The organism is Actinoallomurus rhizosphaericola (assembly GCF_024055675.1).
GTDB lineage: Bacteria > Actinomycetota > Actinomycetes > Streptosporangiales > Streptosporangiaceae > Actinoallomurus > Actinoallomurus soli.
On record NZ_JAMXMW010000011.1, the window covers coordinates 287,567 to 300,692 of the forward strand.

13 protein-coding genes are annotated in these 13,126 nt (G+C 73.5%); 11 read left to right on the plus strand and 2 right to left on the minus strand.

Annotation, left to right across the window (positions count from 1 at the left end):
• Positions 1–189: 189 nt before the first annotated feature.
• From aroC to NE234_RS25040, 11 genes are all read left to right on the plus strand, one after another.
• On the plus strand, positions 190–1,368 hold the full coding sequence (gene aroC / locus NE234_RS24990; RefSeq protein ID WP_252783035.1) for a chorismate synthase: 1,179 nt from the start codon (positions 190–192) through the stop codon (positions 1,366–1,368).
• A complete protein-coding gene (locus NE234_RS24995; RefSeq protein ID WP_252783037.1) occupies positions 1,365–1,865 on the plus strand; it encodes a shikimate kinase in 501 nt (166 codons plus the stop codon). Before aroC ends, NE234_RS24995 begins: the two co-directional genes overlap by 4 nt.
• Positions 1,862–2,929 (plus strand): 3-dehydroquinate synthase, encoded by a 1,068-nt coding sequence (aroB, locus tag NE234_RS25000; RefSeq protein ID WP_252783038.1) that lies wholly within the window; start codon positions 1,862–1,864, stop codon positions 2,927–2,929. The genes NE234_RS24995 and aroB overlap by 4 nt, the downstream gene beginning before the upstream one ends.
• A 32-nt stretch (positions 2,930–2,961) precedes the next feature.
• Positions 2,962–3,408 carry a type II 3-dehydroquinate dehydratase gene (gene aroQ / locus NE234_RS25005; protein ID WP_252783040.1) on the plus strand — a complete coding sequence of 149 codons (447 nt, stop codon included), beginning with the start codon at positions 2,962–2,964 and terminating at the stop codon, positions 3,406–3,408.
• A 91-nt stretch (positions 3,409–3,499) separates the two neighbouring features.
• On the plus strand, positions 3,500–4,546 hold the full coding sequence (locus tag NE234_RS25010; protein WP_252783041.1) for an LLM class F420-dependent oxidoreductase: 1,047 nt from the start codon (positions 3,500–3,502) through the stop codon (positions 4,544–4,546).
• 91 nt (positions 4,547–4,637) lie between these two features.
• Entirely contained in the window at positions 4,638–5,705 is a 1,068-nt protein-coding gene (locus tag NE234_RS25015; protein WP_252783042.1) for a M24 family metallopeptidase, read from the plus strand.
• Positions 5,706–5,741: 36 nt separating this feature from the next.
• Positions 5,742–6,299, plus strand: a complete 558-nt coding sequence (efp, locus tag NE234_RS25020; protein ID WP_252783044.1) for an elongation factor P — start codon at positions 5,742–5,744, stop codon at positions 6,297–6,299.
• A gap of 3 nt (positions 6,300–6,302) precedes the next feature.
• Positions 6,303–6,719: a transcription antitermination factor NusB gene (gene nusB / locus NE234_RS25025; RefSeq protein WP_252783046.1), complete on the plus strand. Its 417-nt coding sequence runs from the start codon at positions 6,303–6,305 to the stop codon at positions 6,717–6,719.
• Between the two features lie 44 nt (positions 6,720–6,763).
• Positions 6,764–7,510 (plus strand): methyltransferase domain-containing protein, encoded by a 747-nt coding sequence (locus NE234_RS25030; protein WP_252783047.1) that lies wholly within the window; start codon positions 6,764–6,766, stop codon positions 7,508–7,510.
• 17 nt (positions 7,511–7,527) lie between these two features.
• Positions 7,528–8,799: a DNA polymerase IV gene (locus tag NE234_RS25035; RefSeq protein ID WP_252783049.1), complete on the plus strand. Its 1,272-nt coding sequence runs from the start codon at positions 7,528–7,530 to the stop codon at positions 8,797–8,799.
• Positions 8,800–8,982: 183 nt separating this feature from the next.
• On the plus strand, positions 8,983–9,372 hold the full coding sequence (locus NE234_RS25040) for a DUF3040 domain-containing protein (RefSeq protein ID WP_252783051.1): 390 nt from the start codon (positions 8,983–8,985) through the stop codon (positions 9,370–9,372).
• Positions 9,373–9,502: 130 nt separating this feature from the next.
• On the opposite strand, the gene NE234_RS25045 is transcribed toward NE234_RS25040, so the two are convergent.
• Positions 9,503–11,896 (minus strand): transglutaminase family protein, encoded by a 2,394-nt coding sequence (locus NE234_RS25045; protein WP_252783053.1) that lies wholly within the window; start codon positions 11,894–11,896, stop codon positions 9,503–9,505.
• A complete protein-coding gene (locus NE234_RS25050; RefSeq protein ID WP_252783054.1) occupies positions 11,893–13,125 on the minus strand; it encodes a DUF58 domain-containing protein in 1,233 nt (410 codons plus the stop codon). Before NE234_RS25050 ends, NE234_RS25045 begins: the two co-directional genes overlap by 4 nt.
• Between the last annotated feature and the right edge of the window lies 1 nt (position 13,126).

Here is a 13,126-nt window from a genome sequence, read left to right on the forward strand (position 1 = left end):
GTGCGTTCATACGAGCTTCCCGACGCAAGCGTCGGGGGAGACGGTTTGCGACCCGAACTGGCGCAAGTGCCGTGGGTCGAGCTGCGGGCGCTCGCGTACGGAGAATGAATCGACCCGGCACGGGGTGGGTTCGTCTCACGCTGCGGACATGTGCGCGTAGCCTTCCGTGGGGATGGAAGGATTCACCTCATGCTGCGCTGGTTGACCGCGGGGGAGTCTCATGGCCCGGCCCTCGTCGCGATCCTGGAAGGGCTGCCCGCCGGGGTGCAGGTGACCTCGGCCGACATCGCCGAGGCGCTGCGCCGCCGCCGGCTCGGACACGGGCGGGGCGCCCGCATGAAGTTCGAGCAGGACAAGGTGACGATCGTCGGGGGGATCCGGCACGGCCGCACCCAGGGCGGTCCGGTGGCGATCGAGGTCGCCAACACGGAGTGGCCGAAGTGGGAGACGGTCATGTCGGCCGATCCGGTCGACCCGGACGAGCTGGCCGCCCAGGCGCGCAACGCCCCGCTGTCCCGGCCCCGGCCCGGCCACGCCGACCTGGCCGGCATGCAGAAGTACGGCTTCGACGACGCACGGCCGATCCTGGAGCGGGCGAGCGCCCGCGAGACCGCCGCGCGCGTCGCGATCGGCGAGGTCGCCAAGGCGTTCCTGGCCCAGGTCGCGGGCGCCCGGATCGTCAGTCACGTGGTGGCGCTGGGCGAGATCGCCGCGCCGGACGGCGTGGTGCCCGGCCCGGACGACCTCGAGCGGATCGACGCGGACCCGGTGCGCTGCGCCGATCCGGAGACGAGCGCCGCGATGGTCGCCCACATCGACGAGCTCCGCAAGGCCGGCGACACGCTCGGCGGCGTGGTCGAGGTCGTCGTCCACGGCCTGCCGCCCGGCCTGGGCAGTCACGTGCACTGGGACCGGCGGCTCGACGCCCGCCTCGCCGGCGCACTGATGGGCATTCAGGCGATCAAGGGCGTCGAGGTCGGCGACGGGTTCACCACCGCGCGCCGCCCGGGTTCGCAGGCGCACGACGAGATCGAGAACACTCCCGAGGGCATCCGGCGCCGCACCTCGCGCGCCGGGGGCATCGAGGGCGGCATGACCACCGGCGACCCGGTCCGGGTCCGGGCCGCGATGAAGCCGATCTCGACCGTGCCACGCGCGCTGGACACGGTCGACGTGAAGACGGGCGAGCCGGCGAAGGCGATCAACCAGCGCAGCGACGTCACCGCGGTCCCCGCCGCCGGGGTCGTCGCCGAGGCGATGGTGGCGCTGGTGCTGGCCGCCGCCGTGGTCGAGAAGTTCGGCGGCGACTCCGTCGAGGAGACCGCGCGTAATCTGCAGGGCTACCTCTCAACGCTGGTGATCAAGTGAACTCCAAGATCGTCCTTATCGGCCCGCCCGGCTCCGGCAAGACCACCGTGGGCCTGATCGTCGCCGAGCGCCTCGGTGTCCCGTTCCGCGACACCGACCACGACGTCGAGGCCACGGCCGGCAAGCCGATCGGGGAGATCTTCGTCGACGACGGCGAGGAGCACTTCCGCGCGCTGGAGCGCGCGGCCGTGCGCGACGCCCTCGCGACCCACGACGGCGTGATCGCCCTCGGCGGCGGCGCGATCCTGGATCCGGGCACCCAGGAGGACCTCGCCGGGCACCGGGTCGTCTACCTCGAGGTGGGGCTGTCGGACGCGGTCAAGCGGGTCGGGCTGGCGGCGGCGCGGCCGCTGCTCGTGCTGAACCCGCGCAGCCAGTTCCGCAAGCTGATGGAGGAACGCCGGCCCGTCTACGAGCGCCTCGCCGCGCTCACGGTGACCACGGACGGCCGAGAGCCGGCCGACATCGCCGAGGAGATCGTGAAGGGGCTCTCGTGACCCGCGTCCACGTCGGGGGCGACACGCCGTACGACGTCGTCATCGGCACCGGCGTGCTCGGGGGGCTCCCGGCGCTCGTCGGCGAGGCCAGGACGGTCGCCGTCGTGCACGCCGAGGGCCTGCCGGAGATCGCCCGCCCGGTGTGCGGGGCGCTCGCCGAGGCCGGCTACGACGTCCACGCCCTGCCCGTCCCCGACGGCGAGGCCGGCAAGGACGTCGCCGTGCTCGCGCGGCTCTGGTCCGACTTCGCCCGGCTCGGCATGACCCGCACCGACGTCGTCGTCGGCGTCGGCGGCGGCGCGACCACCGACCTGGCCGGGTTCGCCGCCGCGACCTGGCTGCGGGGCGTGAGGGTCGTGCTGCTGCCCACGACGCTGCTGGCCATGGTGGACGCCGCGGTCGGCGGCAAGACCGCGATCGACATTCCCGAGGGCAAGAACCTCGTCGGCGCCTTCCACCCGCCCGCCGGCGTCCTGTGCGACCTGACGACGCTCGTGACGATGCCGCGCGCCGACTACGTCGCCGGGCTGGCCGAGGTGATCAAGGCCGGGTTCATCGCCGACCCGAAGATCCTGGATCTGGTCGAGGAGGATCCGGAGGCCGCCGGCCGGCCGGACGGGCCGCACACTCTGGAGCTCATCGAGCGGGCCATCGCCGTCAAGGCGCGGGTCGTGTCGGAGGACCTCAAGGAGAGCGGCCTGCGCGAGATCCTGAACTACGGCCACACGCTGGGCCACGCGATCGAGAAGGTCGAGGAGTACCGCTTCCGGCACGGCGACGCGGTCGCGATCGGCATGGTGTACGCCGCCGAGCTGGCCCGGCTGGCCGGCCGCCTGGGCGACGCGGACGCCGAACGGCACCGGGAGATCCTCACCGCCGTCGGCCTGCCGACCTCCTACTCGCCCGACGTGTGGCCTTTGCTGCGCGACGCCATGCGGATCGACAAGAAGGCGCGCGGGGCGCGGCTGCGCTTCGTTGTCCTGGACGGAGTCGCCGAGCCGGGCCGCCTGGAGGATCCGGACGAGGACCTGCTCGTACGGGCGTACGAGCGGGTGACCCGGTGACCATTGGACGAGAGACGGAGGACGGGCGGTCGATGAGTGAGGTCTTCGTCCTGAACGGGCCGAATCTCGGCAGGCTGGGCAGCCGCGAACCCGACGTGTACGGCGCCGCGGACTTCGAGGCCCTCACCGCGCTGTGCCGGGACACCGCCCGGCGGCTGGGCCTGCACGCCGAGGTGCGCCAGACCGACGACGAGGCCGAGCTGATCTCGTGGCTGCACGAGGCGGCCGACGGCAGGATCCCGGTCGTGCTGAACCCCGCCGCCTTCACGCACTACTCGTACGCGGTGCGCGACGCCATCGCCCAGCGGACCGCCCCGCTGATCGAGGTGCACCTGTCGAACCCGGCCGCCCGGGAGGAGTTCCGCCACAACTCGGTCGTCGCGGGGGTGGCCACCGGCACGATCGCCGGCTTCGGGTTCCTGTCGTACGTGCTGGCGCTGCAGGCGATCGCCGAGCTCCTCGCGGAGAGCGAGGGCTGACGCCGGGGGTGCCGCGCCTGCGCCGGTACGGTATGACTGAACGTGATTCTGTTACTCGGCGGTCAAGGTCAGGATGGGTGGGTGCGGCGCCATGCGGATCGGGATGTCCCTCAACTACGCGGGCGGTTTCACGGAGACCGTCGACGAGCTGGCGGACTATGAGAAGGCCGGCCTCGACATCGTGTTCGTGCCGGAGGCGTACAGCTTCGACGCCGTCAGCCAGATGGGCTTCATCGCGGCGCGGACCGAGCGCCTGCAGATCGCCTCGGGCATCCTCCAGCTGTACTCGCGGACCCCGACGCTGACCGCCATGACGGCCGCCGGCCTGGACTACGTCTCCGGCGGGCGGTTCGTGCTCGGCCTCGGCGCGTCCGGCCCGCAGGTCATCGAGGGCTGGCACGGCGTCCCGTACACCGCGCCGATCGGCCGGACCAGGGAGATCATCGAGATCTGCCGCATGGTCTGGCGCCGCGAACGCGTCGTCTACGACGGCAAGTACTACAAGCTGCCGCTCCCCGCCGAGGAGGGCACCGGCCTCGGCAAGCCGCTCAAGCTGATCAACCACCCGGTCCGCGAGCGCATCCCGATCTTCATCGCCTCCCTCGGTCCGAAGAACGTCGAGATGACCGCCGAGCTGGCCGAGGGCTGGGAGCCGATCTTCTACGTCCCCGAGAAGGCCGGCGACGTCTGGGGCGACGCGCTCGCCCGCGGCAAGGCCAAGCGCGACCCCTCGCTCGGCGAGCTGGACATCGTCGCGCAGGCGTTCCTGGCGATCGGCGACGACGTCGACGGCCTGCTCGACCTCGGCCGGCCGATGGCCGCGCTGTACATCGGCGGCATGGGCGCCAAGGGCCGCAACTTCTACAACGACCTCGCCCGGCGCTACGGCTACGAGAAGGAGGCCGAGGAGATCCAGGACCTCTACCTCGCCGGGAAGAAGGACGAGGCCGCCGCCAAGGTGCCGTACGAGCTGCTGCAGAAGACCTCCCTGATCGGCTCGGAGGGCTTCGTCCGCGACCGGCTCGCGGCGCTGAAGGAGTCCGGCGTCACGACGCTCAACGTCGCGCCGATGGCGGGCGACCACGAGTCCCGCGTCAAGCTGATCGAGCGGGTCCGGGAGCTGGCCGCCTCCGTCTGACCACGCGGCCGCCCGTCGCGGCGCGCCGGGACGGGGCGCCGTGCTCGGGGCTCGGCGGCTCCGTCCGGCGGCGCGGGCGTAGAGTTCGGGCATGCCGGAGATCCACGAGGCCCGCCGCGCGCGGCTGGCCGGGCTCGTCGCCGCCCGCGGCGCCGACGCGGCCCTCATCACCCGCCTGGTCAACGTGCGCTACCTGACCGGGCTGGCCAGCTCCAACGCCGCGCTGCTCGTGCGCGCCGACGGGACCGCCGTGCTGGCGACCGACGGCCGGTACGCCGGCACGGCCGCGCGCGTGTGCCCGGAGCTGGAGTGCGTGATCGACCGGGCCACCGCGGGCGTGCTGGCCGGACGGGCGACGGGCCGGCTGGCGTTCGAGGCGCACGAGGTCACCGTCGAGGCGCGCGACGCGCTCGCCGGGGAGCCGGACGCGCCGGAGCTGGTCCCTCTCGGCCACGCCGTGGAGGAGCTCCGGATGGTCAAGGACGAGGAGGAGATCGTCCTCCTCGCGGAGGCCTGCGCCATCACCGACCAGGCCTTCGACGCGGTGCTGCCGACGATCCGCCCCGGCGTCGCCGAACGCGAGATCGCGATCGCCCTGGACCGCGCCATGGTCGACCTCGGCGCGGACCAGCCGGCGTTCGCCACCATCGTGGCGAGCGGCCCCAATGGCGCGATCCCGCACCACGTCCCGTCCGAGCGGGCGATCGAGCGCGGCGACCTGGTCACCATGGACTTCGGCGCCCTGCGGGGCGGCTACCACGCCGACATGACCCGGACCATCGCGATCGGCGAGGCCGGGGCGTGGGAGCGCGAGATCTACGAGCTCGTCGCCACGGCCCAGGCGGCGGGCGTCGCGGCGGCGCGCCCGGACGCGGTGACCAAGGAGGTCGACGCCGCGGCCCGCGGTGTGATCGAGACGGCCGGGCACGGCGACGACTTCCCGCACGGGCTCGGGCACGGTGTCGGCCTGGAGATCCATGAGGCACCGCTCATGGGGTATGACAAGACCGGTAAACTGAGGGATCGAGTTCCCATCACCGTCGAGCCCGGCGTCTACGTCGCCGGTCGCGGCGGGGTCCGCATCGAGGACACCCTCGTCGTCCGTGCGGACGGTCCGGAGCTGCTCACCAAGACGACAAAGGACCTGCTCGTCATCTAGACGCGGCAGACCGCCGAAGCGGGAGAACGACACACAGTGGCGACGACGAACGACCTCAAGAACGGCATGACGCTGAACCTCGACGGCCAGCTGTGGACCGTCCAGGAGTTCCAGCACGTCAAGCCTGGCAAGGGCGGCGCGTTCGTCCGTACCAAGCTCAAGAACGTCCTGTCCGGCAAGGTCGTCGACAAGACCTTCAACGCCGGCACCAAGGTCGACGTGGCGAACGTCGACAAGCGGGAGATGCAGTACCTCTACCGCGAGGGCGAGGACTTCGTCTTCATGGACACCGAGACCTACGACCAGCCGCACATCCCGGCGGCGACGGTCGGCGACGCGGCGAACTACCTCCTCCCGGAGCAGAACGCCGTGATCGCCTTCAACGAGGGCACCCCGCTCTACATCGAGCTGCCCGCCGCCGTGGTGCTCGAGGTGACCGAGACCGAGCCCGGCCTGCAGGGCGACCGCTCCACCGGCGGCACCAAGCCCGCGACGGTCGAGACGGGCGCGACGATCCAGGTCCCGCTGTTCATCACGACCGGCGAGAAGATCAAGGTCGACACGCGCTCGGGCGACTACCTGGGTCGTGCCTGATCCGTGGCCGCACGGAGCAAGGCGCGCAGACGCGCCCTCGAAATCCTCTACGAGGCCGAGGTCCGCGGTGAGCCGCCGGTCGAGGTCCTCGACCGGCGCACCCGGCAGGCGGAGCACCGGCTCGCCGAGCAGGACTTCGTCGACCGGCTCGTCGAGGGCGTGGCCACGCGCCGCGAACGCCTCGACGAGCTGATCGCGACGTACGCCGTCGGCTGGACGCTCGACCGGATGCCCATCGTCGACCGCAACATCCTGCGGCTGGGCGCGTACGAACTGCTGTGGAGCGAGGACGTCCCCGACGGCGTCGCCGTCAGCGAGGCGGTCGCCCTGGCCACCGACCTGTCCACGGACGAGTCGCCCCGGTTCGTCAACGGCCTGCTGTCGCGGCTGTTGGAGCTGAAGCCGTCCCTCGCCCTGTGAGGTCTTAGGGTGGGCGGGGAAGCGCCGAGCCGGGAGGGGGAGCCGTGACCGATCGTCCGCGATCGCGGTCGACGCGCACCGCCATCGTGTGGGAGATCCTGCGCGATGTCCTCGACGAGACCGCCAAGGAGTCGGGGCGCGACCGGCTCGACGTCGTCGACGCGGGCGGCGGCACCGGCGGGTTCGCCGTGCCGCTGGCCGAGCTCGGGCACCGCGTCACGGTCGTCGACGCCAGCCCGGACGCCCTCGCCGGCCTCGAACGCCGCGCCGCCGAGGCCGGGGTCGCGGTGCGTGCCGCGCAGGGCGACGCCGACGGCCTGCTGGACGTCGTGGGCCCGGACAGCGCGGACCTCGTCATCTGCCACAGCGTGCTGGAGTACGTCGACGATCCGGCCACCGCGCTGGCCGCGATCGCCCGCACCGTACGGCCCGGCGGAGCGGTCAGCGTGCTGGCCGCCAACCAGGTCGCCGCGGTGCTCCACCGGGCGCTCGCCGGGCACTTCGAGGACGCCCGCCGCGTCCTGTCCAGCGCGCAGGGCCGCTGGGGCGATCGCGACCCGGTCCCGCGCCGGTTCACCTCCGGGATGCTGGCCGAGCTGATCGACGCGGCCGGCCTGCGGTCGGGGCCGGTGCACGGGGTCCGGGTGTTCGCCGACCTGGTCCCGAGCGGCATCATCGACGGCGAGCGGGGGGCCGCCGACGAGCTCGTCGCCCTGGAGCGCGCCGTCTCCATGCATCCCGTCCTGAAGGACGTCGCCACCCAGCTCCACGCCCTGGCCTACCGCCGGTAGTTCTCAGTGAGCGACCATTGAGCAGGAAGCAGCAGCTGCACCGGCCGGGGCCGCAGCCCGGGCCGCCGGGGGACGACACCGGCTGCACGGTCCTGCACGTGGACATGGACGCCTTCTTCGTCAGCGTCGAGCTGCTGGAGCACCCGGAGCTGCGCGGCCGCCCGGTCGTCGTCGGCGGGGCGGGGCCGCGCGGTGTCGTGGCCGCCGCCTCGTACGAGGCCCGGGCGTTCGGGGTGCACTCGGCGATGCCGATGAGCCGCGCCCGGCGGCTCTGCCCGCAGGCGGTCGTGTTGCCGCCCCGCCACGCCCGGTACGCCGCCGTGTCGGCGGGCGTCATGGAGATCTTTCGCTCGATCACGCCACTGGTGGAGCCCCTCGCGCTCGACGAGGCGTTCCTCGACGTGGCGGGGGCGCTGCGCCGGCTGGGCCGGCCCGCCGAGATCGGCCGGATGATCCGGGAGCAGGTCTACGAGCGGCAGGGCATCACCTGCTCGGTCGGGGTCGCGAGCACCAAGTTCGTGGCCAAGCTCGCGTCCACCCGGTGCAAGCCGGACGGCCTGCTCGTCGTGCCGGCGGACGGGGTCGTCGACTTCCTGCACCCGCTGCCGGTCGCGGCCCTGTGGGGCGTGGGGGAGCGTACCGAGGAGACCCTCCGGCGCCTCGGCCTGCGCACGGTCGGCGACCTCGCGCGGACGCCGGTCGACACGCTCCGGCGCGAGGTCGGCGAGGCGGCCGGCCGGCACCTGCACGACCTGGCCTGGGGCCGGGACCCGCGGTCGGTGACGGCGAGCGTGCCGGACAAGAGCATCGGCGCGGAGGAGACCTTCGACCACGACATCGCCGACCCGGAGGCGATCCGGCGCGAGCTGCTGCGGCTGTCCGACCGGGTGGGCGCGCGGCTGCGCGGAAGCGACCAGGCGGGCCGCACCGTGGCGGTCAAGCTCCGCAGGCCGGACTTCACCACCCTGACCCGCGCCCGTACGCTCCCCGAGCCGACCGACGTGGCGCGTGAGGTCTACGCGACCGCCTGCGCGCTGTACGAGGCGTCCGGGCTGGAGGGCGTCCCCCTGCGGCTGGTGGGCGTGCGGGTCGAGAACCTCGTGCCCGCCGCGACGACCCCGCGGCAGCTGACCCTGGACGAGCCGGAGGTCGGCTGGCGCCAGGCGGAGGCGGCCATGGACCTGGCCGCCCGCCGGTTCGGCGCGGGCGCCGTACGTCCCGCCGCCCTGGTCCGCCCGGACGGCGGGCGTGATGCTCGCCACGGTCGAGAGACCGGTGACGACCAATGAGGCTCATGTGAAACATGTGACGACGCCGAGTGATCAGGGGTGATGACTTGACGATCCTCCTGTCCACAGGCGAACGTTTTCTTTCCCCCGGTCGTCAGGGCTCGTATTCTGGGCATATCACCGATAGCCATGTCCCCGTCCGGCGTGGGATTCCCCCTCGCGGGGCTGTCTTTGGGAGGCGCCGTGCCGCTCTCTGACCACGAGCAGCGCATGCTCGACCAGATCGAGCGCGCGCTGTACGCCGAGGATCCGAAGTTCGCTTCGGCGGTCCGCTCGACCGATCCGCAGGTGCATTACAGGCGCAGGATCTGGAAGGCCGCGATCGGCTCCGCACTGGGCCTGTTCGTGGTGTTGGCAGGCGTCATCGTGAACACGATGCCGATCAGCATCGTGATCAGCGTGGCCGGGTTCCTGCTCATGGTCACCTGCTGCGCGTGGGGGCTGACCAGCTGGAAGCGGATGAACGGCGTGGCCGAGGCACCGCGCAGGCGGGGCAGGCGGCAGAAGGCGGCCAGCGGCGGGTTCATGGAGCGCCTCGAGGAGCGCTGGCGCCGCCGCCACGGAGAGCTCTGACCCCCCGAAGACCGACGTCACCGCCCGGCACACCGCCGGGCGGTGACGCGCTTCCCCCCGGTACGCCCCGGGGCGGTGACTCGCCGACCGCGCGCCCCTGAGCGGACGGCCTGCCGGGTCCGCCGGGCGGTCAGCCCGCGGAGTGGCGTCGCCGGCGCATGACGAGTGAGTCGATCTGGTCGAAGGCGTCGAGCGCCCGGCCGGCCACGCCGCGCGGGAACGCCGCCGAGGACGGCGGCAGCACCCGGGCCCGCCACCGGCCGCGCCGCCCCGCCGCGGCGGCGAACGCGGCCCGTACCGTGAACGCGTCCTCGCGGAGCCCCGTGCCGGGGCCGGGCGCCGGCGCGTACCTGGCGAGCTCCTCGGCCCGTACCAGCCGGTTCAGGGCCTCGGCGGACGGCTCGTCCAGCGACAGCGCCTCGGTGAGCCGCCGCCCCGCCGCCCGGGGACTGTCCCCGGTCCGCCACGGCAGCCGGTGATCCACCGCGGCGATCCGCAACTCCTCCCATGCCGCGTGGGCCAGGTCGGCCTCGTTGGCCGCGCGTGCCCAGCGGCGGACCCGCGCCAGGCGATGCAGTGCCGCGGGGGCCGAGACCAGGAGGAGGAGGAGCGCCAGCAGGGCCAGCAACCGGCCGATCGGCGGGCCGCCGTGGTGGGGCGCGGCGAGCGGTCCGGCCGCGCCGGCCGGGTCGAGCGGGTCGGCGCGGTGGCGCGGAACCGACCCGTGGCCGGTGGCCGAGCGGCCGCCCGGGGCCTGGCCCGTCGAGGGCAGCCGGCTCGTGGATCCGCTCGTCGGCGCGCCGGGGAGCAGCAGCGGGCTGGTGTAGTCCGGCACGGTCGCGCTGCCCTGGCCCGTACCGCCCGCCGGGGTCGGCTCGAACCGCAGCCAGCCGACGCCGGCGAAGTAGAGCTCGGGCCAGGCGTGCGTGTCCTTGGTCCGTACGATCCAGCTGCCGTCCGCCTGCCGCTCACCGGAGGTGTACCCCATGGCGACGCGCGCGGGGATGCCGACGATACGGGCCAGCAGCGCCATCGACGCCGCGAACTGCTCGCAGTATCCGGTCCGGCTGCCGAACAGGAAGTCGCGGAGCGCCCCGGCGTTACGGGGGGAGGGCGCGTCGAGGCTGTACTTGAAATTGCCGGGCTTGGTGAACCACTCCTGCAGCTTGACGGCCCGGTCGTACGGCGTCGACGCCGTCGCGGTCAGCCGGTGCGCCAGCGCGATGACGTCCCTCCCCACCGACAACGGGGCCGGCACCGCGAGGTAGCGCGAGGCGACGTCGTCGGGGACCGGGACGGCGGCCTCCAGCTGCTGGTACGTCGGCGAGGGGCGCACGCTCGACACCGTGTAGGTCCGGCCGCCCGCCGTCTCGTGCGGCGAGAAGATCATCAACGTGGGGGCGTCGACCCGCCAGTCGCCCTTGATCGACACCTTGGTCGGCGGGTAGGGGGCCGGCAGGACACTCATGCCGCGTACGTGCGAGTCGATCCTGACGCTGGTGGTCACCGGATGGAGGAGGGAGGAGTCCAGGTTCAGGCCCGGCGCCGAGGGCAGGGTCTTGCCGTCGACGCGCGCGTTCTTGTCCCCGTGAATCGTGGAGTACGTCCACCCGTCGCCGTCGAACCGGTCGAGCGAGTACATCCGCAGGTAGTCCGGTGTGGAGTCGTCCGACGTGCGGTAGGTGAGGACGACGGCGTCGTCCGCCCGTACGAGCTGGCGTTTCAGGCTGACCAGTGGATCCGGGGTGGTCACCGTGGTGAGCCCGCCCGGGCCGTTCCCGTCGGAGTCGGGGAGCCAGTGCGGATCGACGTCGGGCACCGCCAGGGGGACCACGACCGCCAGGACGACGGCGGTCAGCCCGATCCGCCGTCCCGTCACGGCCAGCGGACTGGAGTCGGGGCGGTCGCGGAGCCGCACGTCGTCCGACCAGTGGCGGGTGAACACCGGGCGGCCCCAGCCCGAGAGGCGGTCACGGGCGTCGGCCACGAGGAGCGCGAGGTATCCGGCCGCGCCCGGCAGGAAGACCAGCCAGCCGGCGCTCTCCTCGCGGAACCGGGCCGGCAGCGCGTACATCGCCAGCAGGGGCAGACCGGCCGGGGCGGCGCGGCGCAGGCGGACGGCGAGCAGGTCGACGAGGATCGCGACCAGCCCGATGCCGCCGGTGCTCAGCAGCTCCACTCCCGGAAGCACCGGCACGGGCGGGGCGTAGCGGAACGAGTCCTGCCACCCGTCGCGGGCCAGCTCCGCCAGAGACGACAGCGACCCGGGGGTCGGGATCGCTCCGAGGAATGCGTCGCCGGCGGCGAACAGCACGTCGAGGTAGAAGACGAGCGCCACGACGGAGATCAGGAGACAGGCCACGGCGGGCAGGCGGAAGCGCCGGGTCAGCAGGCCCGCCCCGCCGACGGTGAGCACCGCCCCCAGCCCGCTGCCGAACCACCCCGCCGTCTTGAACAGCGGGTAGAGCGCGATCGAGGCGAGCAGTGTCGCCACGCAGGCCACGATCGTCAGCCGTATCCTCATCGCGCCTCCGTCCGCTCCGGTCGGCCGGGCCGTCCTCCGTCGTCGGGCCAGGCCGTCCGCAGCGCGGCGGCCGAGGAGACCGGGATGATCCGCCATCCCGCCGCGCGCAGGATCCGGGCGACCTCCGGGTCCGCGCCCTCCTCCCCGATGATCACGGCGACGCGGGCGGCGGTCCCGTGCCCGGCCCCGGCGATCTCGCGGGCGTCCTCCGGAGTGAGCCGTCCGAACACTCCGACGATCAGGCCGTCGCCTTTGTTCGCCGTCTCGCGCACGGCCGCCAGGCCGGGCCGCAGCGACCGGCTCCGCGACGTGCGGACGACGGCGAGGAGGTCCAGGAGCGTCCCCTCGAACGTCGCGGAGGGGGCGAGCGCCACGCCTTCGTCGGTGACGTATCGCAGGCCGAGCCCCTCCCGCCCGAGCCGCAGCCCGATCGAGGCCGCCGCGGACACCGCCTGCTCGAACGACGCGCCGGGACCGTCCCCCCAGTGCGCCGTCCGGCGGGTGTCGAGGAACAGGGTGCCGCTGGTCTGCCACTGCTGTTCCTCGCGGCGCACCATCAGCTCGCCGCGGCGCGCCGTCGACCGCCAGTGCACCCGCCGGAGGTCGTCGCCGTGCCGGTACTCGCGCGGCGTCACGTCGTCCTCCCCGGCGCCGGCCACCAGCCGGGCCCGGCTCTCACCGCCTCCCGTCCACGAGCCGGTCGGCCGGCCCGCCGGGAGGGGCACGATCGCGGGCGTGACGGTGATGACGTCCGCCGCCGAGAACGACCGGGCCAGCTCGACCAGGCCGAACGGGTCCGCCAGGCGTACGGTCAGCGGCCCGACGGGGTACCGGCCGCGGACGTCGGCCCGTACCCGGTAGGCCATCTCCCGGGCGCCGCCCGGCTCGATCCGGTCGATGACGAACCGCGCGCGCCCGCCCAGCGTGTACGGCACCTGGTCCTCGACGAGGAGGATCCCGGTCGGCAGCCGCGAGACGTTCTCCAGCAGGACGTTCACCTGGGCCTCACCGCCCGCGGCGAAGCGGGTCGGGCTCGCCCGGCGCGAGCAGGTCAGCCGGTAGCGGGTCCGCGAGACCACCAGCACGGACAGCAGCGGCAGGGCCAGGATGAGCAGGCCGGCGCGGAGCAGGTCCCGCTCGCCCAGGACGAACGAACACGCGATCGCGGTGGCCCCGGCCGCGACGAACGAACGGCCCCGCGTCGTCAGCGCGCTCAGCGTCCCCGCCATG